This is a genomic window from Pseudomonas sp. S07E 245 (assembly GCF_019599025.1).
GTDB lineage: Bacteria > Pseudomonadota > Gammaproteobacteria > Pseudomonadales > Pseudomonadaceae > Aquipseudomonas > Aquipseudomonas shirazensis.
On the sequence record NZ_CP080625.1, the window covers coordinates 1,711,577 to 1,734,578 of the forward strand.

At 61.5% G+C, this 23,002-nt stretch carries 19 protein-coding genes; 16 read left to right on the forward strand and 3 right to left on the reverse strand.

Going from position 1 to position 23,002, the window contains the following annotated elements; genetic code table 11:
* Position 1 precedes the first annotated feature (1 nt).
* From K3F44_RS07655 to K3F44_RS07680, 6 genes are all read left to right on the forward strand, one after another.
* Positions 2-784: an amino acid ABC transporter ATP-binding protein gene (locus K3F44_RS07655; RefSeq protein WP_310794631.1), complete on the forward strand. Its 783-nt coding sequence runs from the start codon at positions 2-4 to the stop codon at positions 782-784.
* Positions 785-1,094: 310 nt separating this feature from the next.
* Positions 1,095-1,907: a gamma-glutamyl-gamma-aminobutyrate hydrolase family protein gene (locus K3F44_RS07660; protein ID WP_188036069.1), complete on the forward strand. Its 813-nt coding sequence runs from the start codon at positions 1,095-1,097 to the stop codon at positions 1,905-1,907.
* 358 nt (positions 1,908-2,265) lie between these two features.
* Entirely contained in the window at positions 2,266-3,177 is a 912-nt protein-coding gene (gene kdgD / locus K3F44_RS07665; protein ID WP_150569136.1) for a 5-dehydro-4-deoxyglucarate dehydratase, read from the forward strand.
* A gap of 99 nt (positions 3,178-3,276) precedes the next feature.
* Positions 3,277-4,644, forward strand: coding sequence for an MFS transporter (locus K3F44_RS07670; protein WP_103437500.1), 1,368 nt, complete (start codon positions 3,277-3,279; stop codon positions 4,642-4,644).
* A 78-nt stretch (positions 4,645-4,722) separates the two neighbouring features.
* A complete protein-coding gene (garD, locus tag K3F44_RS07675; RefSeq protein ID WP_220633697.1) occupies positions 4,723-6,276 on the forward strand; it encodes a galactarate dehydratase in 1,554 nt (517 codons plus the stop codon).
* An 85-nt stretch (positions 6,277-6,361) separates the two neighbouring features.
* Complete coding sequence (locus tag K3F44_RS07680; protein ID WP_220633698.1) at positions 6,362-7,942, forward strand: aldehyde dehydrogenase (NADP(+)); 1,581 nt, start codon at positions 6,362-6,364, stop codon at positions 7,940-7,942.
* 32 nt (positions 7,943-7,974) lie between these two features.
* On the opposite strand, the gene K3F44_RS07685 is transcribed toward K3F44_RS07680, so the two are convergent.
* Positions 7,975-8,724, reverse strand: a complete 750-nt coding sequence (locus K3F44_RS07685; RefSeq protein WP_101319755.1) for a FadR/GntR family transcriptional regulator — start codon at positions 8,722-8,724, stop codon at positions 7,975-7,977.
* Between the two features lie 205 nt (positions 8,725-8,929).
* On the opposite strand from K3F44_RS07685, the gene K3F44_RS07690 reads away from it, so the two are divergent.
* On the forward strand, positions 8,930-9,259 hold the full coding sequence (locus K3F44_RS07690) for a hypothetical protein (RefSeq protein WP_101319757.1): 330 nt from the start codon (positions 8,930-8,932) through the stop codon (positions 9,257-9,259).
* A gap of 42 nt (positions 9,260-9,301) precedes the next feature.
* Here K3F44_RS07690 and K3F44_RS07695 read toward each other — a convergent pair whose 3' ends face one another.
* Entirely contained in the window at positions 9,302-10,228 is a 927-nt protein-coding gene (locus K3F44_RS07695; RefSeq protein WP_188036072.1) for a LysR family transcriptional regulator, read from the reverse strand.
* Positions 10,229-10,248: 20 nt separating this feature from the next.
* Positions 10,249-11,223, reverse strand: a complete 975-nt coding sequence (locus tag K3F44_RS07700) for a quinone oxidoreductase (protein ID WP_220633699.1) — start codon at positions 11,221-11,223, stop codon at positions 10,249-10,251.
* A 207-nt stretch (positions 11,224-11,430) separates the two neighbouring features.
* On the opposite strand from K3F44_RS07700, the gene K3F44_RS07705 reads away from it, so the two are divergent.
* The 9 genes from K3F44_RS07705 to K3F44_RS07745 all read left to right on the forward strand — a co-directional run bounded on the left by K3F44_RS07705 (position 11,431) and on the right by K3F44_RS07745 (position 22,892).
* Entirely contained in the window at positions 11,431-12,312 is an 882-nt protein-coding gene (locus K3F44_RS07705; RefSeq protein ID WP_220633700.1) for a DMT family transporter, read from the forward strand.
* 199 nt (positions 12,313-12,511) lie between these two features.
* Positions 12,512-14,695, forward strand: a complete 2,184-nt coding sequence (locus K3F44_RS07710) for a type VI secretion system Vgr family protein (protein WP_220633701.1) — start codon at positions 12,512-12,514, stop codon at positions 14,693-14,695.
* On the forward strand, positions 14,692-15,579 hold the full coding sequence (locus K3F44_RS07715) for a DUF4123 domain-containing protein (RefSeq protein WP_220633702.1): 888 nt from the start codon (positions 14,692-14,694) through the stop codon (positions 15,577-15,579). Before K3F44_RS07710 ends, K3F44_RS07715 begins: the two co-directional genes overlap by 4 nt.
* A 10-nt stretch (positions 15,580-15,589) precedes the next feature.
* On the forward strand, positions 15,590-18,232 hold the full coding sequence (locus tag K3F44_RS07720; RefSeq protein ID WP_220633703.1) for a T6SS effector BTH_I2691 family protein: 2,643 nt from the start codon (positions 15,590-15,592) through the stop codon (positions 18,230-18,232).
* Positions 18,232-19,416: a DUF6708 domain-containing protein gene (locus tag K3F44_RS07725; protein WP_220633704.1), complete on the forward strand. Its 1,185-nt coding sequence runs from the start codon at positions 18,232-18,234 to the stop codon at positions 19,414-19,416. The genes K3F44_RS07720 and K3F44_RS07725 overlap by 1 nt, the downstream gene beginning before the upstream one ends.
* Positions 19,382-19,639, forward strand: coding sequence for a PAAR domain-containing protein (locus K3F44_RS07730; RefSeq protein WP_220633705.1), 258 nt, complete (start codon positions 19,382-19,384; stop codon positions 19,637-19,639). The genes K3F44_RS07725 and K3F44_RS07730 overlap by 35 nt, the downstream gene beginning before the upstream one ends.
* Positions 19,640-19,707: 68 nt before the next feature.
* A complete protein-coding gene (locus K3F44_RS07735; protein WP_220633706.1) occupies positions 19,708-20,391 on the forward strand; it encodes a bifunctional 2-polyprenyl-6-hydroxyphenol methylase/3-demethylubiquinol 3-O-methyltransferase UbiG in 684 nt (227 codons plus the stop codon).
* Between the two features lie 137 nt (positions 20,392-20,528).
* Entirely contained in the window at positions 20,529-21,509 is a 981-nt protein-coding gene (locus tag K3F44_RS07740) for an aliphatic sulfonate ABC transporter substrate-binding protein (protein WP_220633707.1), read from the forward strand.
* An 18-nt stretch (positions 21,510-21,527) separates the two neighbouring features.
* Positions 21,528-22,892, forward strand: a complete 1,365-nt coding sequence (locus tag K3F44_RS07745; protein ID WP_220633708.1) for an LLM class flavin-dependent oxidoreductase — start codon at positions 21,528-21,530, stop codon at positions 22,890-22,892.
* Positions 22,893-23,002 lie beyond the last annotated feature (110 nt).

Sequence of the window (23,002 nt, forward strand, 5' to 3'; positions counted from 1 at the left end):
CATGACCGCACCTTTGAACCTTGCCAGCCTTGCCCCTGAAGCCGATAGCCGCCCAGTGCTGATCGACATGAAAGGCTTGAACAAACACTACGGCGCCTTCCACGTGCTGCGCGATATCAACCTGCAGGTCCGCGAAGGCGAGCGTATCGTCCTCTGCGGACCCTCCGGTTCAGGCAAATCGACCTTGATCCGCTGCATCAACCGCTTGGAGATCGCCGAGCAAGGCAGCGTTCATGTCGACGGCATCGACCTGGCCAAGCCCTCGCGTCAGGCCGCTCAGGTGCGCAGCGAAATCGGCATGGTGTTCCAGCACTTCAATCTGTTTCCACACATGAGCGTGCTCGACAACTGCCTGCTGGCCCCAACCAGCGTGCGCGGGCTGTCGCGCAAGGACGCCGAAGAGCGGGCGCGGATGTACCTGAGCAAGGTCGGCATCGCCAGTCAGGCCGACAAATACCCCAGCCAGCTCTCCGGCGGCCAGCAGCAGCGCGTGGCGATTGCCCGTGCCCTGTGCATGAAGCCGCGGATCATGCTGTTCGATGAGCCAACCTCGGCGCTCGATCCGGAGATGGTCGCCGAGGTCTTGGATGTGCTGGTGAAGCTCGCCGGCACCGGCATGACCATGCTCTGCGTCACCCATGAAATGGGCTTTGCCCGCCAGGTGGCAGAGCGTGTGCTGTTTCTTGAGGGTGGCCAGATCATCGAAGACAGCCCGCCACAGACGTTTTTTGGCCAACCCAAAACTGCCAGGGCCCAGGCATTTCTCAAGCAGATTCTGCACTGATAAGCCGCAGTGCAAGGGCTGGATCATTGCAGCGCTGCAATGATCCAACTGCGTCGTTAATTATATTTACCAAAACCCCTGCCAAACCCTTGCCAGCCAAGGCTCCGCTTCCCTCAAGCGCCCTGAAACCGGCGCCAGAGCGCTCACGCCTCGTTTGACATATCGAACGGCTCTGGCAAGCTAGAGACAAGCCCCGACCGGCATCGTCTCCTTCAGCGAGCCGGCAGTGCTCGGGGCTCCAGGCCGCACACAAGGCCCAGGCCGTGCGCCTGCACAATATCGACAGGAAGCACCTGTCCCAAGGTGACATATGTCCAACAGCAACATTGGCAACAAGCAAACTTCCCTGCGCAAACCCGTCGTCCTGATGACCATGGGCAGCCAAGAGCGCAAAGGCCATGACTATCAGGTCATGACCCACAAATACATTACCCCCCTGGTCGACTTCGCCGACTGCCTGCCTGTGCTGGTTCCGACCTGCTGCGGCACCGATGACCTCGAGCGTTATCTGGATATGGCCGACGGCGTCTATCTGACCGGCGCTGGCAGCAACATCGACCCGGCCCTGTACGGCCAGGAGAACGAGACGCCGGGCAAAGGCCAGGACAAGAACCGCGATCTGTTCGACATCCCGCTGGTCAAACTGGCTCTGGCCCGTGGCCTGCCGATCTTCGGCATCTGCCGCGGCATGCAGGAAATCAACGTCGCACTGGGCGGCGACATCTACCAGAAGGTGTACGCCGAGCCGGGCTTCAACGATCACCGGGAAAACCCCGAGGATCCGGTTGAAGTGCAATACCAGGCCGTGCACAGCGTCACCATCAAGCCGGGCAGCTGGCTGCGGGATGCCTTGGGCACTGACCAGATCCGGGTCAACTCGTTGCATGGTCAAGGCCTGCGCAAACTGGGTGAGGGCCTTGAGCCAATCGCCCAGGCTGAAGACGGTTTGGTCGAAGCCATCCACGGCCCGAGCATCTCGCCCTTCCTGTTCGCTGTGCAGTGGCACCCCGAGTGGCAAGCGGCGAAAAACCCTGACTCGATCAAAATTTTCGAGGCGTTTGGCGATGCTTGCCGCGCTCAGGTCCGCAAGTCCCAGGCCAGCAAGCGCAACCAGGCTGCCTGAGTCCCTGCTTCGTTAGTTTGATCGCGGGGCGGCGCAAGGCCGCCCCCGCTTCCCCGGTCACCCTCTGCTGGTCCCAGAACACCTACCGTGGCAGCGCGGGGCGGGCGTGTGCCTGTCTCCGCGATCCTTTTTTCTGCCATCCGTGCAGAGATATGATGACTAACGGCTGCTTTATTATTTCCCTCCATCCCGCGCCCTGACCTCACACCTATCCCCCTGCGAGTACCTGCCGCATTTGTGCGGAAACCGACTATGAGAAAAAATCTGTGGCAAGGGACTAGTCATTTCTTAGGTTGTACGATAACTTACCTCTCAGATTGATTCACCACCCCAAAAGCGCCACAGGAAACCAATAACAATGAATCCACTAGAGCTGCAGTCCATCCTCTCCCACGGTCTGCTGTCGTTCCCGGTAACCGACTTCAATGCCCAGGGCGACTTCAATCAGGCGGGCTACATCAAGCGTCTGGAATGGCTTGCCCCGTATGGCGCGACTGCGCTGTTCGCCGCCGGCGGCACCGGTGAGTTCTTCTCCCTGGCCGCCAGCGAGTACAGCCAGGTGATCAAGACTGCAGTCGATACGTGCGAGCATTCGGTACCAATTCTGGCCGGCGTCGGTGGTTCTACTCGCCAGGCCATCGAGTACGCCCAGGAAGCCGAACGTCTGGGTGCCAAAGGTCTGTTGCTGCTGCCGCACTACCTGACCGAAGCCAGCCAGGACGGTGTAGCCGACCACGTTGAAGCCGTGTGCAAGTCGGTCAAGATCGGTGTAGTGGTCTACAACCGTAACGTCTGCCGCCTGACCGCGCCGCTGCTCGAGCGCTTGGCCGAGCGTTGCCCGAACCTGATCGGTTACAAGGATGGCCTGGGCGATATCGAGCTGATGGTGTCGATCCGTCGCCGCCTGGGCGATCGCTTCAGCTACCTCGGCGGCCTGCCGACCGCTGAAGTGTATGCAGCTGCCTACAAGGCGCTGGGTGTGCCGGTGTACTCTTCGGCGGTGTTCAACTTCGTGCCCAAGACCGCGATGGACTTCTACCATGCGATCGCTCGCGAAGATCACGCCACCGTCGGCAAACTGATTGATGACTTCTTCCTGCCGTACCTGGACATCCGTAACCGCAAAGCCGGCTATGCCGTCAGCATCGTCAAGGCCGGCGCCAAGATCGCCGGTTACGACGCAGGCCCAGTGCGTTCGCCACTGACCGACCTGACCGGCGAAGAGTATGAAATGCTCGCCGCCCTTATGGACAAGATGGGCCCGCAATAAGCGACCCCGCGGCCTGCCAATGCCGCAACCGGAGCGAGGCCACGCCCGCTCCGGTCTTATCGATCCCCGCACAAAAATAACTAGTGGGAGTACACCTTCATGCAAGCGACGAAAAAAACGCATGTACGTTATCTGATCTTGTTCATGCTCTTCGTCGTGACCACGATCAACTATGCAGACCGAGCGACCATTTCGATCGCTGGCTCCAGTCTGCAGAAAGATTTAGGGATAGACGCGGTCACCCTCGGTTATATCTTCTCGGCCTTCGGCTGGGCCTACGTGCTCGGGCAAATCCCCGGCGGCTGGCTGCTCGACCGCTTCGGTTCAAAGAAGGTTTACGCCTTCAGTATCTTTACCTGGTCGCTGTTCACTGTGCTGCAGGGCTTTGTCGGTTACCTACCGGTGGCCAACGCGATCATCGCCCTGTTCATGCTGCGCTTCATGGTCGGTTTTGCCGAGGCGCCGTCGTTCCCGGGTAACGCCCGCATCGTGGCGGCCTGGTTCCCGACTGCTGAACGCGGCACCGCATCGGCCATCTTCAACTCGGCGCAGTACTTCGCCACTGTCCTGTTCGCACCGCTGATGGGCTGGATCGTCCACGCCTGGGGCTGGGAACACGTATTCGTGGTCATGGGCGTACTGGGTATCGCCTTCTCGGCGGCCTGGATGAAGCTGATCTACAACCCTAAAGAACACCCGATGATCAGTGCCGAAGAACTCGACCATATCGAGCGCAACGGCGGCCTGGTCGACATGGATAAACCCAAGGCAGCCGGCGCCAGCGGGCCGAAGTGGGCCTACATCAAGCAACTGCTGAGCAGTCGCATGATGGTCGGTATCTATCTTGGCCAGTACTGCATCAACGGCATCACCTACTTCTTCCTGACCTGGTTCCCGGTGTATCTGGTGCAGGAACGCGGCATGTCGATCCTCAAGGCGGGCATCATCGCCTCGTTGCCAGCGATCTGCGGCTTCGTCGGCGGTGTATTGGGTGGCGTATTGTCTGATGGTCTGCTGCGTCGTGGTCATTCACTGACTTTCGCCCGCAAGGCGCCGATCGTGGTCGGCCTGCTGCTCTCTACCAGCATGGTCATCTGCAACTACGTCGACGCCGAATGGATGGTGGTGGCGATCATGGCCCTGGCGTTCTTCGGCAAAGGTCTTGGTGCGCTGGGCTGGGCGGTGGTATCGGACACCTCGCCCAAGCAGATCGCCGGGCTGTCCGGCGGCATGTTCAACACCTTCGGCAACATCGCCTCGATCACCACGCCGATCATCATCGGTTACATCATCAGCGCTACTGGCTCGTTCAAGTGGGCACTGGTGTATGTCGGTGCCAACGCCCTGATCGCGGTGCTGAGCTACCTGGTGATCGTCGGCCCGATCAAACGTATCGAGCTGCGTGACGTGCCCAACGATGAACCGGCTCAGCCGGCCAGCAGCGAACTGGCCAGCTCGCGCCACTGAGTGATTGCGCCTGCACCTGCTGAAGCGGGTGCAGGCGTCTCGAACAAAGCCTGAAATAACTACAAGAAGGGCCTGAACATGCAGCTGATCGAAACTTCCGACTCGCCCCGCTACGTGCGCCTGCACGAGGATGACAACGTAGTGGTGGTGGTCAACGACGGTGGTTTGGGCGAAGGCGCCCGCTTTGCCGACGGCCTGACCCTGGTTGAAGCAGTACCACAAAGCCACAAGGTCGCCACGCTGGATATCGCCCAGGGCGAACCGGTGCGGCGCTACGGGCAGATCATCGGCTATGCCTTGGAACCGCTGCGCAAAGGCAGCTGGGTGCAGGAAAGCCAGCTGGCGATGCCCGCCGCCCCCGAACTCGACAGCCTGCCGCGCTGTGACGCCGTCCCTGCCCCTCTGCCGCCGCTGGAGGGTTTTACCTTTGAAGGGTTCCGCAACGCCGATGGCACCGTCGGTACGCGTAATATTCTTGGCATCACCACCACCGTGCAATGCGTGACCGGCGTGCTCGACCATGCGGTCAAACGCATCCGCAGCGAGTTGCTGCCCAAATACCCCAATGTCGATGATGTGGTGGCACTGACCCACAGCTATGGCTGCGGCGTGGCAATCAATGCCCGTGATGCCTACATCCCGATCCGCACCGTGCGCAACCTGGCGCGTAACCCGAACCTGGGCGGCGAAGCCCTGGTTATCAGCCTGGGCTGCGAGAAACTGCAGGCCGGCCAGGTCATGCATGAAAACGACCCCTCGGTAGACCTCAACGACCCGTGGCTGTACCGCCTGCAGGACGCCAGCCTCGGTTTTGTCGAAATGATCGAACAGATCATGGCGCTGGCCGAAGCGCGTCTGATCAAGCTCGACCAGCGCCGCCGCGAGACCGTGCCGGCCGCAGAGCTAATCCTGGGCATGCAATGCGGCGGCAGCGATGCCTTCTCCGGTATCACCGCCAACCCCGCGCTGGGTTTTGCCGCCGACCTGCTGGTGCGCGCCGGTGCCACCGTGCTGTTCTCGGAAGTAACCGAAGTCCGCGATGCCATCTACATGCTTACTTCCCGCGCGCAAACACCGGCCGTAGCCGATGCACTGGTGCGCGAGATGGACTGGTACGACCGTTACCTGGAGCAAGGCGCGGCCGACCGCAGCGCCAATACCACCCCGGGCAACAAGAAAGGTGGCCTGTCGAATATCGTCGAGAAGTCGCTGGGCTCGATCGTCAAGTCCGGCAGCGGCGCCATTCAAGGGGTGGTTGGCCCGGGTGAACGGGTCGAGCGCAAGGGCCTGATCTTCTGCGCAACCCCTGCCAGCGATTTTGTCTGCGGCACCCTGCAACTGGCGGCGGGGATGAACCTGCACGTGTTCACCACCGGCCGCGGTACGCCGTACGGGCTGGCCATGGCGCCGGTGGTCAAAGTGTGTACCCGCACCGAGCTGGCCCAGCGCTGGCCGGACCTGATCGACATCGACGCCGGGCGCATCGCCACCGGCCGCTCGAGCATCGAAGAGTTGGGCTGGGAGCTGTTCCATTACTACCTGGACGTGGCCAGCGGCCGCAAGCAGACCTGGGCCGAACAGCACCGCCTGCACAACGACATCACCCTGTTCAACCCGGCACCGATCACCTGATCGCTTTGCCCTCTGCCGCCGCGCTTGCAGCGTGGGCCGCAGAGGGATCTGTCCTATCCATTGTGTACTTCAACAGGAGCAAGACATGCCTGAGATTCTTGGCCACAACTTCATCAACGGCCAGCGCAGCGCAGCTGGCAACCAACGCCTGCAAAGCCTGGACGCCACTACTGGCGAAGCGCTGCCCTACAGCTTCGTGCAGGCCACCGAAACCGAAGTGGACCAGGCCGCCCGCGCTGCCGCCGCAGCATTCGTTGAATTCCGCCAGCTGGCACCTGCCCGTCGCGCCGAGTTCCTCGATGCCATTGCCGCCGAGCTGGACGAACTGGACGACGCCTTTGTCGCTATTGTCTGCCGCGAGACCGCCCTGCCCGCTGCCCGCATCCAGGGTGAGCGCGGCCGCACCAGCGGCCAGATGCGCCTGTTTGCACAGGTGCTGCGCCGTGGCGACTACCTCGGTGCGCGCATCGATCTGGCCCTGCCTGATCGTCAACCCTTGCCGCGGGTCGATCTACGCCAGATGCGTATTGGTGTCGGCCCGGTCGCGGTGTTTGGCGCAAGCAACTTCCCGCTGGCCTTCTCCACCGCTGGCGGCGACACCGCAGCAGCATTGGCCGCAGGCTGCCCGGTGGTGTTCAAGGCGCATAGCGGCCACATGGCCACGGCCGACCTGGTCGGTTGCGCGATCACCCGCGCCGCCGAGCGCACCGGCATGCCCAAAGGCGTGTTCAACATGGTCTTCGGTGGCGGCGTCGGTGAGTGGCTGGTCAAGCATCCAGCGATCCAGGCGGTTGGCTTCACCGGCTCGCTCAAAGGCGGCGACGCACTGTGCCGCATAGCCGCAGAACGTGCGCAGCCAATCCCGGTATTTGCCGAGATGTCGAGCATCAACCCGGTGATCGTCCTGCCGGGTGCGCTGGCCAAGCGTGGCGAAGCCATCGCCCGCGAGCTGGCAGGCTCGGTGTGCATGGGCGCGGGGCAGTTCTGCACCAACCCAGGCATGGTCATTGGCCTGCGTTCTGCTGAGTTCAGCACCTTGCTGGCCAATGTTGGCCAGGCGCTGGATGCTCAGGCCGGTCAAACCATGCTCAATGCCGGCGGCCTGCGCAGCTATGTCAGCGGCCTTGAGCATCTACAGGCGCATGCCGGCATCGAGCACTTGGCGGGTCAGGCGCAGGAAGGCTCACAGGCGCGTGCGCAGCTGTTCAAAGCGGACGCCAGCCTGCTGGTCAATGCCGATCCACTGCTGCAGGAAGAGGTGTTTGGCCCGGCCACCGTGGCGGTCGAGGTGCAGGACAACGAGCAACTGCGCGCAGCCCTGCAAGGCCTGCGTGGCCAGTTGACCGCAACCCTGATCGGCGAGGCAGAAGACTTCGAGGCGTATGCCTGGTTGGTCCCGCTGCTGGAAGAGAAAGTTGGCCGGATCCTGGTCAACGGCTATCCGACTGGCGTTGAGGTCTGCGATGCGATGGTCCACGGCGGGCCATATCCGGCAACTTCGGATGCACGCGGGACCTCGGTGGGGACATTGGCGATCGATCGCTTCCTGCGGCCGGTGTGCTACCAGAACTACCCGCAGGCGTTGCTGCCTGAGGCGCTCAAGGACGGTAATCCGCTGGGGTTGCGTCGGTTGGTGAATGGGCAGTGGAGTGACGGCGCGCTTTAAGCTTTTTGGGGCCGCTGCGCGGCCCCAGAAATCTACACCCCTTGCGCCTCTGCCGCCTCATGCGCCTGGCGCAGCCGCTCACGGCTATTGGACAGATGCATGCGCATCGCCATCTTCGCCCCTTCGCTATCGCCCCGCACAATCGCCTCGTAGATCGCTTCGTGCTCGTGGCGCAGACGGCTCATGTAATGCGCCTGGTCATCCTGGGCAATACGCGCCGAATTGAGCCGCGTGCGCGGGATGATGCTGGTGCCGAGGTGATTGATGATGTCGGCGAAATAATGATTGCCGCTGGCCTGGGCGATCCGCAGGTGGAACTGGAAGTCTGCCGATACCGCATCGGACGCGTGCGCAGCGCCTTCGTTGATCTCATCCAGGGCCGCACGCATCCCGCTCAACTGCTCGTCGGTACGGCGCTGCGCCGCCAGCCCGGCAGACTCGATCTCCAGGGCGATGCGTAGCTCCAGCACCGCGAGCACTTCACGCAGGGTGACCACGGTGGCGGGATCGATGCGAAAGCCACTGCCAGGCGAGGCCTCGAGCACGAACGTGCCGATACCGTGACGGGTCTCGACCTGCCCGGCAGCCTGCAGCCGCGAGATAGCCTCACGCACTACGGTGCGGCTGACGCCTTCCTCAGCCATGATCTGCGACTCGGTCGGCAGCTTGTCGCCGCGCTTGAGCTGACCACTGCGGATGCGTTCGGTCAGCACCGTGACCAATTCCTGGGCCAGACTGCGCGGCTTGCGCCGGGTCCTTGCCTGTACCTGCTGCTCTGTCATGCCCTGTAGTTCACCTTGAGAGACAGGCACCATGATAGCGCAAGCAGTTGTACGATCACATACGCAGACTGCGGGTTTTTATTGATACTTTGGCACTGCCTGTTTCGTACCTCGGCGTCCGTGCTGGATGGCGGCAAATTGCTGGCCCCCAAACCTCGAAAGCGAAGGCAAACTTCGTTTTCCTTCAGAAGCTTAGGACAGCATCATGCGGGTATTTCTAGCAACCATGGCCGGCTGCCTGCTGGCGACCTTCGCTATCACAGCCCAGGCCAAAGCCTTGAGCCAGAACGATCGCAACGTGTGTAGCTGGGGGTCGCAGATTGCCGCTGAGGCGCAGCAAGCCAAGCTTTCCGGGGTCAACGTGTACGCCACGCGCAAGCGCCTGCAGGCGCGCAAGTTCCCCAAACCGTGGATGCGCATGACCGCCTTCGGGATCACGGAACAGACCTACAACAGCCGCTCCCGACTCAAGCCTGCGGCCATCAAGAAAACCTATTATGACCAATGCGTGCAACACGCTATTGCCAAGCGATAACGCCATAAATCAGTAACTTATAAGAACTTTCTGATAAATATTCTAGGCCTTGATTCGCCATGGTGGCCCTGAATGGAATGAGCGCTGCAGCCAGTCCTTGAGTGAGCCGACGGCTGCAGTGTGCAATCGCGCCGAGGGCCGTACCAGGTAGATTCCGGCCGTGACATCCAGTTGCCAGTCTGGCAGCACGCGTACCAGCCTGCCGGCGGCCAGGTCTTCGATCATCAACCAGTCGCCGCCAGCGATAATGCCGACACCCCGGCGGGCAGCCTCCAGCAAGGCTTCATTGTCATTGCTGCGCAGTGAACCTGAGACCTTGACGCTTACATGCCGCGCGCCGGCCGTTAGATTCCATTCAGGAAACGAGCGCAAGCCACTGAAACCCATGCAGTTATGCTCGGCAAGGTCAGCAGGGACTTGAAGCGTGGGATGTTTGGCCAGGTACTCCGGCGATGCGCACAGAATGCGCAGATGATCGCAGAGCTTTTTTGCCACCAACCGGCTGTCCGCCAGCTCACCGATACGGATTGCCGCGTCAAAACCTTCAGCCACCAGATCGACAAAACGGTCTGAGTACTCGACCTCCATCGTTACCTGCGGATGCGCCAGGACGAAGTCGGCCAGCAGCCCACTCAGCCAGCGCCTGCCCATCGCCGCCGGCAGCGCCAGGCGTAGACGCCCCCGGACGGTCGCAGCGCCCTCGGCCGCTTCCTGTTCGGCTTCATCGATCAAGCGACTGGCCTGGCGCAGCCGCTGCACCAGTCGCTCGCCCTCATCGGTGAAACGCAACTGGCGGGTAGTGCGTTCAACCAGACGAATTCCCAGGCGCTGTTCGAGCGCACTCAAACGCCGCGACAGCACCGACGGGTGGCGGTCGAGCTGGCGCCCGGCAGCGGCGAATGAACCTTGCTCGTGCAAGGCCAGCAAGCTTGCCAGTTCATCCGCGCGGCGGCTGTCGAAGGCGTCCATGGGCAGGCTCTCAAACAAGGTCAAGGGATCAGTATCAGCGCCCCCTCGGAACGGCCCTGCTCCAGGTCCGTATGAGCCTGGGCAACATCAGCCAGCGGGTAGCGGCGCCAGATACGCGGCAAGATGATACCTTGGCTGACAGCCTCCAGCACGTCTGCCGCGCGCTGCTGATATTCCTCGGCAGTCTGGGTATGGGCGGCCAGCGATGGCCGTGTCAGGTACAGCGAGCCCTTGGCATTGAGCGTGCTCACCTCGATGGGCGCAGGGGCACCCGAGGTCGCCCCGAACGACACCAGCAGCCCGCGCGTTCGCAGACTGTCCAGTGAGGCCTGCAGCGACACTTTACCAATGCTGTCATACACCACGTCCACGCCCTGCCCCGCAGTCAGTTCCTTGACTTGGGCGGCCAAGGTCGCCGCATCAAATACCAGCACGTGCGCGCAGCCTGCCTCCTGTGCGCGACCGACACTTTCAGGCCGGGACACAACACCAATCACCGTCGCCCCCAAGTGCCTGGCCCACGCCACCAGCAACTGGCCCACCGCGCCACCAGCACCGTAGACCAGCAGCTGAGTGCCGGGACCTACTGAATAGGTAGTCTTGATCAAGTACTGTGCGGTGATGCCCTTGAACAACACTGCGGCGGCCTGTTCATCACTGACCGAGGCCGGCAACTTGACCAGACGCTCGGCCGGGTACAAGCGGCCACTGGCGTAGCTGCCAATCGGGCCGGTGGCATAGGCAACCCGATCGCCAACCTGCAATGAGGCGACGCCCTCGCCCACAGCCGTCACCCGCCCTGCACCCTCCAGCCCCAAGCCACTTGGCAGCACCAGCGGCGCAGCACCTTTGCGTTGCAGCAGGTCGAGCGGGTTGACGCCGATGGCGGTCTGTTCAAGCCAGACCTGACCCGGCCCCGGCTGCTGCGGTTGCACAGTCTCCAGTTGCAGTACATCTGTGGTGCCGGTGTCGGTCAGAACGATTCGTGCGGACATGGCCAATTTCTCTGGTTGGTGGAATGCCGTTGCAGCTTAGATATCCATCTGCCGTCGAGCAATCAGGCCTGGCACAGATGATTCGTGCACCTGACGAAGCAATACATCTCGAAAGTACCGTTGCGGTCCAGCTCAAGCCCGGCAAGACTACGTCCACGACCACCCGACGCAGGCTTGCTCGCCAAGCCGTTCAGGCCACTGTTGCTTATGCACGACAAGACCACGTTCAGCGTGCCGGTAACCCACCGATCGCTGCTGCTGCCCATTCTTCTGAGTTTGCTGGCGTTTGCCGCCAACTCGGTATTCTGCCGTCTGGCCCTGCGCGACGGCGCCATTGATGCCACCGCCTTCACGGCGATCCGGCTCGGCAGTGGCGCGCTAGTGCTCGCCGCATTGGTGTACTGCACTCGGCGGCCTCGCAATCCGGCAGGCAGCTGGGCCGGAGGACTGGCCCTGTTCGCCTATGCCTGGCTGTTCTCGCTCGCCTACCTGCAACTGGGTGCAGGCACCGGCGCGCTGATTCTGTTCGGGGCAGTACAGATCAGCATGTACGCTTTCGGCATGTGTCGAGGCGAACCGCTGCAGCGCAAGGTGCTGCTAGGGATGTTGATTGCCTTCGCCGGACTGCTTGCATTGCTGTTACCCGGCACCGACGCACCGCCGCTTGCCAGCGCGTTGGTCATGCTTACCGCAGGCATTGCATGGGGCGCGTATTCACTGCTGGGCAAAGGGTCAGCCGACCCGCTGGCGGCAACTGCAGGCAACTTCCTGCGCAGCTTGCCGCTGGTGCTTGGCGCTGTTGTGGCAATGGCGCTGAGCGGCGCATCGCTGCACTGGAGCGGCGAAGGCGTGCTGTATGCGCTCGGATCCGGCGTGCTGGCCTCCGGTGCCGGTTACAGCCTCTGGTATAGCGTGGTCAAGTGCATCAGCTCGCAGCAGGCGGCGACCATGCAGTTGAGTGTGCCGGTGCTGGCAGCGCTTGGTGGGGTGTTGTTGCTCGGCGAGCCACTGACCTGGCGCTTGGGCCTGACTTCGCTGGTGGTGCTCGGTGGGGTTACGTTGGCGTTGCTGCCGACGCGTCGGGCCTAGGTAGCCAGCCGGGTAGCCTTTCACCCTCGATAGCGAATTTTCCTACGCCCTTCTCAGAAGCCGGATAGGTCCCTCAAAAGCCCTACCCCGGTATGGTTGGCAGGCAATCAAAGCCGTGAAAACAGCGGCCCCGCCCCAGCCCCGTCGGCAACTCATCGGCCCTATCGGCGACGCTTGCAGACGCTGAAAAGGACGTCCCATGCCCAGCCAATCCGACCTGAGCTTCCGCTTCGAGCCTCTGGCCAGCCGCACGCCGTTCGAAGTGGTGTCGTTCACCCTCGAAGAAACCCTCAGCACGCCTTTCAAGCTCACGCTGGAGCTGATCAGCTACCGAGCTGATGTCGATTTCGCCGAGCTGATTGACAAGCCAGCGCTGTTCACCATTTGCCGCGACCAGCAGCCAGTACGCTACGTGCATGGTTTGATCAGCAGCCTTAGCCAGGGCGAAAGTGGTTTCTATCGCACCCGCTATCAAGCTGTCATCGAACCACAACTGGCACGCGCACGCCTGCGCTCCAACTGGCGAATCTTCCAGCAGCAGAGCGCAGCGCAGATCCTCGAGGTCATGTTCAAGCGCCAAGGCCTGACCCAGATCGAATTCAGCACCACGTGCGACCACCAGGTCCGCGAGTTTTGCGTGCAAGCCGGCGAAACCGACCTCGACTTCATTGCACGTCTGGCTGCAGAAGAAGGCTACATCTACAGCTTTGACCACAGCGCTACTGCCCACACCCTGCGCGTGACCGACCGGGTGATGAGCCTCGGGCAGATCAACAGAAGCGTCATCAAGCCCGCAGACGATCTACGCAGCTATGCCGATGATGACACTGCCGATCCGCTCAGCGTGCTGTATCACTCCAACAGTGGCGGCGATCCCGCCGGCCCTTGCCTGCGCAGGCTTCGCTATTGCGAGCAGGTGGCAACCACCCACCAGCAGCAGCGCGACTATACCTTCCTGCGGCCAGCCTACCGCCAACAACACGGGGTGGTTGCCAGCCAGTGGAAGCTGCCCTGCAACAAGTACGAACGCTTCGACTATCCCGGCCGCTATAACCTTGATGTGGTTGGCAAGCCGTTCACCCAGACGCGGCTGACCGCACGCCGCCACGCGGTGCGCCTGGCTGAAGTGGAAGGCGACGATGTTCGTCTGCAACCTGGGCTGAGCTTCAATCTGATCGATCATCCCCGTGAGGACTTCAACGCCCACTGGCGGGTGATCAGCGTGCGTCACGTCGGCAGCCAGTTCACCAGTCTGCAGGAAGAGGCGGCGGATGCCGACCAGGGCACACACTATGTCCAGCATGCTGAGCTGGTACCGGGCCGCATCGACTGGAAGCCCGCATTGTTGGCCAGGCCGCGGATTGACGGGCCGCACATGGCGACGGTGGTCGGGCCGCCCGAGGAAGAGATTTATTGCGACCAGTGGGGGCGGGTCAAGGTCAGCTTTCCGTGGGACCGAGAAAGCAAGGACAACCAGTTCAGCTCGTGCTGGATCCGCGTCGCCCAGGGCTGGGCAGGCGGTAGTTGGGGGTCGATGGCCATACCGCGAATCGGCCAGGAAGTGATCGTTCAATACGTCAATGCCGATCCCGATCAGCCATTGATTACCGGCCGCACCTACTGCGCCAACCAGCTGCCGCCCTATGATTTGCCGCAGCACAAAACCCGTATGACCATCAAAAGCCAGACCCACAAAGGGCAAGGCTTCAATGAGCTGCGCTTCGAGGATGAGCTGGACCGACAAGAGGTGTTCATTCACGCCCAGAAAGACCAGAACAACGTGGTCCGGCACAACGAAACCACTCAAGTCGGCAATGATCGCGCCGAGCAAGTCGAGCGTGATGAAACCCTCAACGTCGGCCATGACCGCACAGAGTCGATCGGCAATGATGAAAAGGTGTCGATTGGTCAGGATCGTCAGCATCAAACTGGTCGCGATGACGTCCTCGAAATCGGCCGCCACCACAACATCACTATCACTCAGGACCGCATCGAGCAGGTCGGCAACCACCGCCGCGACAGCACAACTGCCAACCACACCGTCGATATCGGCGGGCACCTCGAACAACAGGTCGCTGGCCACGTCGACCTGAAAGCCGGCCAAGCGATTCGCTACCAGACCCAGGACTTCGAGATCGAGGTCGCTGGCAGCTTCTCGATCAAATCGCCGGGCGGTACGTTACGCTTGGATGCTTCCGGGATAACCCTCGACGGTGTCGCGATAAATTTCAAAGGCCCTATCGGTCAAGCACCTGAGGGGAGTTCCTACGCCTTCAGCATCAGCGGCAAGCCTGAGCCGGGTGAGCCTGTCTGCCTGAGTTGCCTGCTCAAAGCGATTCAAGAGGGGCGCAGTGTTGTCCGCCTCGAAGGGGTCAACGCATGACCACAACGGCCACCAATCTTGGAAACGAGATCGTCGAAGTACTGCGCAACCCGCGTTACCGCCTGACTGGCATCGTCGAGATAAGCCGCTTGAGCGAGCGAGATCGCAGCGAACTGCTGCGCCGTATCAAGGAATACGCGCTGCCATTACTTCAGCAGCCCGAATTCGCCAACCTGCAGGCGCTTGGACCACGGTTGATCACTCCAGCGCCCGACTATGGCCTGGACGGTCAGTGGGGCAACTACTGGGATGTCGAACACTACGGCAAAGAGGGCATCTGCGCGTGGATCGTCAGTGCGATGCCGCCGCCAGAACTGCTCGTGCACCTGAGCCAGGCCAATCGCACGGTCGCGCCTGATGGCAATAGCTACCTGCTGCGTTGGCACATCGCACGTAGTCTCCAGGCTCTGCATGCACGGCGCGACTTGCCGGCGGTACGCGAGTGGCTCGCGCCTGTCCATAAAATATGGCTACCGGTACCTGACCCAGGTCGCGAGCGCTGGGTATGCCTCGATGGAGAGGATCGCGCGCCGATCAGCCAAGACAACGCCTTCGAGCTGGACTCCGCGTGCTGGCAGGCGCTGACCGGCGACCCGCTGGAATACACCTTGGCCGACGCCATCGGCACCGCGATGGCAGCTGCGGGCATGACCGGCCAATGCCACACCATTCGCCTAGGCATTGCTCGCGCGCATTTGAGTGCAGCTCGCAAAGCTGGCCTGAGCCGCCAGCAGGACCTGATCAGCTACGTGACCATGATGACCCTCAACGGCGATGCGCTGGCTGAGTCGGCCGCATGGACGCAGGCCGTTGCCGAAGCAAGCGAGCTCAAACGCCCGCTGGCAGACGCCCTGCAAGCGCCCCTCTCCTGCCAGCCTCGATAAGGACACCACCATGATCAGCATGGACAAGCTCTTCGCTATTAACCGGGCTGCCTGCGAGGCCCTCAGCGTACCGTTAGCCGCAGGCCCTGCAGTCAGCTGCACCCGCAGCTTCACCATTCTGCCGCTGCGCTACGCCGCCGTCGGCGGCAACTCCGGCTTGCGCGAGCGCCTGCCGCAATTGCCAGACAACCTGCATCACGCGCATCAGGCTGGCGCATTGACTCAGGCTGCCTACGCGATACGGCCACTGCGTGAAGGATTCCTTTACGTCATGGAAGCTCGCCGAATCGGCAACAGGTTGTTATTTCTTGACCCGTTCCGCATTTCGGCAGATGGCTCACTGGCCATCACCAGCTTCGATGACCCCTGGCAAGCCCCGCCGGCCTCGCTGACGGCGCAGGACGTGATGCGCAACCTGGCATGGGCTCTGACTATCCACGATGTCGATGACCTGATCGGGCTGCGGCTGTTCTACAGCCCTGACCCACTGAGCAGAGCTACGCTGATGCGCCTGTTCCACCAGGCTTCCAGCGTGCCGGCTGTGAACGTGGCCAAGTATGCCGTCCCCTCCTGCTCAGTCCCTGAATCCCATGTGCTGACTTACGGTCAACTCGACCTAGTGGCCGATTTCGCCGCAGAGAACGATCCAGACCTGCGCAAGATGCTTGACGCACAGCTGTCTTCGACGCCGAAGATCATGTCGCTGGTGGCCTCTCGGCAGATGCTCAAGCCAAAGCCGAACAGCGATACGCCGCGAGGTATCGCCATCGTGGTGGAAGACGCGATCGGCATTACCCAGGATCTCAATGCCTGGCGCAACGCGGGCCTGGAACACCTCAAAGGCTGGCTGGAAACCACCACCCCCGGCGCTGAACCAGAGCAGCCGGGGATCAGCAACGAGCGCAAGGTGCTGGTGGCACAAGCGTTCACTCAACTGCACGCCGAGTTCAGTGAGCGCAAGGTCGGCGCGCTGCTGAGCCGCCACACGCAGAGTCTGCGTGAGTACCTGACAGATGGCGAACAAAGCCTGCCGCCCGGTCCAACCCGCGAATGGTGGGCGCACACACGCGAATGCATTCTTGAAGTTGATGCACAGTTCAAGCGCAAGGATCTCGAAGCGCGTGCTGCCACTGGCGAGTTTGCCAAGGCTTTCGAAGAGCGCTACTTGCCAAGGGTCGATCTGCCCGCCATGCACGTTCAGCTGGGCTGGTTCGAGACCGTCAGCCGCGAAGCGCAACGCCAGGCTGATGCCCGGGCAGGCGACCACCTGATGTGGCTGCAGCATCCGCGACTGCTTGCAGCACTGGATCTCTATGACCAGGAAGACCTCACCAGCGGTCTGTGCTTTGCACACCAGACCGGCCTCTGCGTGCTGGGTATGGAAGGCACCGTCAAAGGCGCGCAATTGCTCAGCCGCTGGTGGCAGAGCGGCGAAGTTGAAGCGAGTAACTTGGCCATGCGCGCTTATGTGTTCAATCAGAAATCAGTTGCCGAGGTACTGGCAAAGACCCAAAGCGATATGCGCATTCTCCACGGGCCAGCGGACGACTGGCAAAAACTGGAAACCGCACTGCAACAAGCCAAGGCACTGGCGGCGCAATTCAGCGCAATCGACGGCCATTTGGAGCAGTTAGCCCAACATGGCCACGTCAATACTGCCGGCGCACTGGCCTGGATTGGTCATTTAGGGCGTGAAGCCCTGAGCGCCGGTGCGCCCAACGCTGTAGACCGAGCACTGCATCGGCGTCTGGTAACTCTCCTTACTGCTTCGCTGGGTGAGCAAGCACTCAACTTGCGCATGGCCGAACACGCCCAAGCCGGCCATACCCCCTCACCGGGCCGCGTTGCCGCACCGATTGTGCGTCGGCTTGATCAGGCCTATGCCGACAGCCTGAACGGTGCGCACAGCAACAGCTCCTACCGGCTGCGGGTCAGCAGCGCGCTGCTGTTGCTGGAAGCGAGTCTGTTGCTGCTGCAAGGCAGGCGAGAAGATAAGGATCGACGGTTCTGGAGCGAGGTGGCTGCGGGGGCGTTGACGAGCGCGGCGGCGGGGATGGAGTTGTTGGCGGTGGGGACAGAGCAAGCACTGGCATCTCTTGAAAGGAAGACTGCCTCGGCGAGGGGAGCGAGTATCAGCCTGGGACGGTATCGTTTATGGGGTGCAGGCTTGGCTGGGGCTGGCGGACTGGTGAGCGCAGTCTTAGACGTAATGGATGCGATCAACGCGAGTAAAAGTGCGATACCCTCTGTAAGTAGACGAGTAAGTTTAACCGGTGCTTACTCAATAAGAGCAGCTGCGACTTCCGCCTTAGTCTTAGCGCAGGCAGGAACTGCATTTGCACATGCCGGGCCTTTATTTAAATGGCTTGCACTCCGAAACGCAGGAGTGGAAAGAGCGTCCTTGCAAACCGTAGCGGGACTTTCAGCTCGACTTGCTGCCAACAGAGCCGCAACCCTGCTTCTGAGCAGAATAATACTCGTCAGTGGGTGGACTGTTCTTGCAACGACAGTGCTAATCATGATCATTGATGACAATGCTCTCGAGAAATGGTGCAGTAAATGCTGCTTCAGGATCGATATAGCAAATGAAGGTTACGACACCGATCTGGACGAATTGGCGGGGCTACTCACCATCGCACACGAGGGTATGTAATGTATCTTATTGAGTGGCAGGCCTGGGAGCTTGTGATAGATCAGACGCGCTCTACTGGAGCCAAGAATTGTAAAACCCCTAGCCTGCCAGTGGTGTACGAGTCTGATGAAGCAAGGGATGTTAAAGCAGCACAGCAACAAGCCAGCGACAAGCCGAGAATTAGAGGCCCTGTCTACACTCTCTCAAACCACATATTGGAGGTGCGAGCAGGAGCCTCGGAAGATAAACGCGGACTCATAAGCATGCTATCAGCGATGGTTCTCAGCCTTATATCAATCGGCACAGTGGCCACAGCGCACTACTTTTCCGAGCTAATCTCTAGTATCGCCGATACTGACAGCAGCATTGCACCTGACACCTTATTTCTTGCCATATTCTTCTTTGCACTAACCTCCTGCTATGCAGCAGCATATCTTAAATATGGGCTTAAAATCACGCGCTTGGAAATGTTCACCTCGCGGCACCTACTGGTTCGATTCAACAGACTTACCGGCCAGGTCCACCTACACCGTCCTTCATACTGCGGTGGAGTGGTGACCCTACCATGGCACGGAATCACTTCATCGGGTGCACCAGGCGGCAACGGTGGAGCTCTCACACTTTTTCTCTTCTGGTCATCCCAAGCTACCAAGATGTTATATCCGGAAATTGTATGGATCGGTAAAGTTTCCACAAACCCTCATGAAATCCAGGCCGAATGGGAATTCATCCGCCGCTTCATGGAAGAAGGCCCCGAGGGCCTACCCCGCCCACGCATCACTTCACACTTCCCTTGGCCATGGCAGGCATTCACTCCGCAGTTCGAGGGCCTTACCCACTACTTCTGGAATTCGTCGCCGATCATCAAGTTAGGCCTCGTTCTTATCTCGCCCGCGTTCCTCATCATCGGCCTAGGCCACTGGCTAAGCCTGCTGCTGTGCTGGAAACCGCGCTGGCCAAAAATCATCCGCGAAGCAGGACTGCCTGGTAAACCCATCCCGCCGCTAACCACTTTGGCCGACAGGCCGCCTCATATCCAGGAGCGCCTGCGTGCGAACGCCCATCTGTGGGCCATTCGCCCGGGCCAGCGGCCGGCGAAAAAACCACGCGCTACCCGTAGGCGAGCCAAGCCCGGCAACCAGTCCACTACAGCCAAGGAGTCCTCCACCGATGAAACCCATTGTGCTGATCGGCCACAAACATGACTGCCCAATTCACGGCATCGGCGAAGTGGTCTCGGGCACTTCTGCGACAATGGTCGGCGGGCGCGAGGTTGCTTGTGTTGGCGACCGCATAAGCTGCGGCGCCGTCATTGAAAGCGGCTCGCCAAGTTACGCCATCGCAGGCAAGGCCGTGGCCCGACTTGGGGACACCACTGACCATGGCGGCACGCTGATCGAGGGCAACAGCGGCTGGCTGGTCGGCTGAAGTATCGATGTCACTGGGCCCAGTGCACCGCCTAAGCTTGTACCTATCTGTCACTGCCGGAGCCAGCCATGTCCTCCCCTGCCCCTGAAACCCGCCTCCAGCAAAGCTGGCATGACAACGCCCACGCCTGGATCGAAGCCGTGCGCAGTGGCAGTATCGAAAGCCGCCGCCAGGTCACCGATCAAGCGATCCTGCTGGCCATCCTGTCACGCCAGCCACAGCGGGTTCTCGACCTCGGCTGCGGTGAGGGATGGCTGTTGCGCGCCCTCACTGCTCGGGGTATCGAAGCCGTAGGCGTGGATGGCGACTCAACCCTGGTCGAGGCAGCACGCGCAGCCGGCTCAGCACCCGTCCACCACTGCAGCTACGAACAACTCGCCAGCGGCGATGTGGGACTCGGCAAATGCTACGACGCGATTTGCGCCAACTTCGCACTGTTTCATCAGGACATCATCCCGCTGCTGAGCGCGATGACCACCTTACTGGCTCCGGGCGGCGTCCTGGTGATCCAGTCGCTACATCCATGGAGCGCCGCCGACGGTGATTATCAAGATGGCTGGCGTGAAGAATCCTTCGCTGGGTTCGAGGGTGATTGGAAGCCGATGCCGTGGTACATGCGCACGTTGACAAGCTGGCTCGCGGCGTTGGACATGGCCGGACTAACCCTCCTCCAATTGCAGGAACCGCAGCATCCACAAAGCCCCGTGCCGCAATCGCTACTGCTGGTCGCAGAGCTGAAACACAAGGAATAACGCTGAAACCCCGCAAACACAAAAGGATATAAAAATAACAAAACAATCTAACCAAATGGAATAAAAAAATTGAAAGCCCTGAGCCGCCTCCCTTACGCTGGAGCCCACATTCCAGCCTTCGCTCAGGAGCACCCGCCTTGTCCAACCGTGCCTTTTCTCCTCTTCGCCGCCTATTGGTCGGCGGCCTGCTGGCCAGTGTCGTCAGCTCCATACTGCCTTGGTCACAAGCCATAGCCGACGATGCCAAGACCTTGCGCATCGGCTACCAGAAATTCAACAGCGTAAACATCCTCAAGGGCACGGGCGCCTTGGAAAAGGCGCTCGCTGCACAGGGCGTGAAAGTCAGCTGGCACGAATTCGCCGCCGGCCCGCAACTGCTAGAAGCGCTGAGCACCGGTGCGATCGACCTGGGTCACGCCGCTGATGCACCGTCGGTGTTCGCCCAGGCCGCTGGCAAGCCTGTGGTCTATCTGGCGGCTGAACAGCCCTACCCGCGCGGGATTGGCCTGGTGGTACGCGAACAGGATCACATCACCAGCGTGCAGGAGCTCAAGGGCAAGCGAGTTGCCACTGGCCGCGGCTGGAATGCCCAATACCTGCTGGCCGTCGCGTTGCAGCAAGCTGGCTTGAGCTATCAGGACATTACCCCGGCATACGTCAACAACGCCGCCGATGCCGTCGCCGCCCTACAGTCGGGTAGCGTGCAGGCTTCGACGCTGTGGGACCCGTTCCTGGCAGCAGCCGAGCAGCAACCGGGCTTGAAAAACCTGCGCGACGGCAGCGGCCTGACCAACAACCGGACCTTCTACCTCTCCACCGCGAGCTTTGCCGACCAGCACCGCGAATGGCTGAAGACCTTCTTCAGCGAGCTGGCCAAAGTCAGCCAGTGGGCCAATGCCAAGCCAGCGGAAGTTGCCAGCCTGCTGGCACCGCAACTAGGGATCAAGGCTGAGGTGCTGGAAGTGGCCAGCGAGCGCCGCAATTACAACGCCGTGCCGATTACCCCGGCAATCGTTGCCGAACAGCAAAAACTGGCCGACACCTTCCAGGGCCTGGGTCTGATCCCACACAGGTTGACCGTGGCTGACGCGGTGTACCCGACCGCCGTCCTGCCCTGACGCCAAGGAACGCCTCGCATGCCCCGCCCGATTCGCTTCAACGCCTTCAGCATGAACGCCGCCAGTCATCAGTCCCCCGGGCTGTGGCGCCATCCGCGCAATACCAGCGGGGCGTTCAACCGGCTGGATTACTGGACTGACCTGGCTCGTCTGCTTGAACGTGGCCTGTTCGACGCGCTGTTCATTGCCGATGTCATGGGCATCTACGACGTCTACCAAGGCGGGCCCGAAGCGGCCTTGCGTGGGGGCGTGCAGGTCCCGGTCAACGATCCCCTGCTGCTGGTCCCGGCCATGGCCGGGGTCACCGAGCATCTGGGCTTCGGCGTGACCTTCTCGCTGACCTACGAGCACCCGTACCCGTTCGCCCGCCGCATGTCGACCCTGGACCACCTGAGTAATGGCCGGGTCGGCTGGAATATCGTCACCGGCTACCTGGACAGCGCCGCACGCAATCTTGGCCTGGCTCGGCAGTTGGGCCATGACCAGCGCTACGACCTGGCCGATGAATACCTGCAGGTGCTGTACAAGCTCTGGGAAAAAAGCTGGGATGACGATGCCGTACTGCTGGACCGCGAATCGGGCCGCTACATTGAACCCTCGCGGGTCCATCCGATTGGCCATCACGGCGACCATTTCCAGGTCCCCGGGATGCACCTGTGCCAACCTTCGCCGCAGCGCACGCCTGTGCTGTTCCAGGCCGGCGCCTCCGCGCGCGGTCAGGCCTTCGCTGCGGAGCACGCCGAGTGCGTATTCATCAGCGGACCGACGCCGACGGTGCTGCGCCGCTATGCTGACGGCGTGCGCCAGGCCAGCGCCGCGGCGGGACGCGGCCCTGACGAGGTGCTGATTTACGCGCAGGCGCTGTTGATCGTCGCGGACAGCCGTGAGCAGGCGCAGGCGCGCTTTGCCGAATACCGCAGTTATGTGGATCTTGACGCCGCGCTGGCGCTGCTGTCCGGCTGGACCGGCATCGACTTCGCCGGCCTCGATCCGGATGCGCTGATTGAATATGTCGAGAATGATGCTGGCCGCGCAGCCCTGGCCGCCTTTACGGCGGCCGACCCAGGCCGGCAGTGGACGGTGCGCGAAGCCGCCGAATTCATCGGCCTTGGCGGCCGCGGCCCAGTCTTGATCGGCTCCGCCAGCGAGGTTGCCGACCAACTGGAGCGCTGGCTCGACCAGACCGGTGTCGATGGTTTCAACCTCACTTACGCCGTACAACCGGATGATTTGAGCAATGTCGTCGAGCTGCTGATTCCAGAGCTACAACGGCGCGACCGCTACCCTGTGGCCTACGCGGAAGGCACATTGCGCCACAAGCTGTTCGGCCAAGGTGATCGCTTGCCCGAGAACCACGCGGGGCGCAAGGTGAGCATTCATTAATCGAATAGCGGGTATTTCAACATTTAATTTGTGGATGGCTGTGCACGGACCCTATCCTGTCCGTGCATCCCCTGCGGCGCACCGGCCGGTGCGGTTTCCGGCACGGGGAG

Excerpts from the sequence above, each read along its gene's own strand:
- K3F44_RS07655 (WP_310794631.1), top strand. The coding sequence starts at position 2 with ATGACCGCACCTTTGAACCTTGCCAGCCTTGCCCCTGAAGCCGATAGC.
- K3F44_RS07660 (WP_188036069.1), top strand. The coding sequence starts at position 1,095 with ATGTCCAACAGCAACATTGGCAACAAGCAAACTTCCCTGCGCAAACCC.
- kdgD (WP_150569136.1), top strand. The coding sequence starts at position 2,266 with ATGAATCCACTAGAGCTGCAGTCCATCCTCTCCCACGGTCTGCTGTCG.
- K3F44_RS07670 (WP_103437500.1), top strand. The coding sequence starts at position 3,277 with ATGCAAGCGACGAAAAAAACGCATGTACGTTATCTGATCTTGTTCATG.
- garD (WP_220633697.1), top strand. The coding sequence starts at position 4,723 with ATGCAGCTGATCGAAACTTCCGACTCGCCCCGCTACGTGCGCCTGCAC.
- K3F44_RS07680 (WP_220633698.1), top strand. The coding sequence starts at position 6,362 with ATGCCTGAGATTCTTGGCCACAACTTCATCAACGGCCAGCGCAGCGCA.
- K3F44_RS07685 (WP_101319755.1), bottom strand. The coding sequence starts at position 8,724 with ATGACAGAGCAGCAGGTACAGGCAAGGACCCGGCGCAAGCCGCGCAGT.
- K3F44_RS07690 (WP_101319757.1), top strand. The coding sequence starts at position 8,930 with ATGCGGGTATTTCTAGCAACCATGGCCGGCTGCCTGCTGGCGACCTTC.
- K3F44_RS07695 (WP_188036072.1), bottom strand. The coding sequence starts at position 10,228 with ATGGACGCCTTCGACAGCCGCCGCGCGGATGAACTGGCAAGCTTGCTG.
- K3F44_RS07700 (WP_220633699.1), bottom strand. The coding sequence starts at position 11,223 with ATGTCCGCACGAATCGTTCTGACCGACACCGGCACCACAGATGTACTG.
- K3F44_RS07705 (WP_220633700.1), top strand. The coding sequence starts at position 11,431 with ATGCACGACAAGACCACGTTCAGCGTGCCGGTAACCCACCGATCGCTG.
- K3F44_RS07710 (WP_220633701.1), top strand. The coding sequence starts at position 12,512 with ATGCCCAGCCAATCCGACCTGAGCTTCCGCTTCGAGCCTCTGGCCAGC.
- K3F44_RS07715 (WP_220633702.1), top strand. The coding sequence starts at position 14,692 with ATGACCACAACGGCCACCAATCTTGGAAACGAGATCGTCGAAGTACTG.
- K3F44_RS07720 (WP_220633703.1), top strand. The coding sequence starts at position 15,590 with ATGATCAGCATGGACAAGCTCTTCGCTATTAACCGGGCTGCCTGCGAG.
- K3F44_RS07725 (WP_220633704.1), top strand. The coding sequence starts at position 18,232 with ATGTATCTTATTGAGTGGCAGGCCTGGGAGCTTGTGATAGATCAGACG.
- K3F44_RS07730 (WP_220633705.1), top strand. The coding sequence starts at position 19,382 with ATGAAACCCATTGTGCTGATCGGCCACAAACATGACTGCCCAATTCAC.
- K3F44_RS07735 (WP_220633706.1), top strand. The coding sequence starts at position 19,708 with ATGTCCTCCCCTGCCCCTGAAACCCGCCTCCAGCAAAGCTGGCATGAC.
- K3F44_RS07745 (WP_220633708.1), top strand. The coding sequence starts at position 21,528 with ATGCCCCGCCCGATTCGCTTCAACGCCTTCAGCATGAACGCCGCCAGT.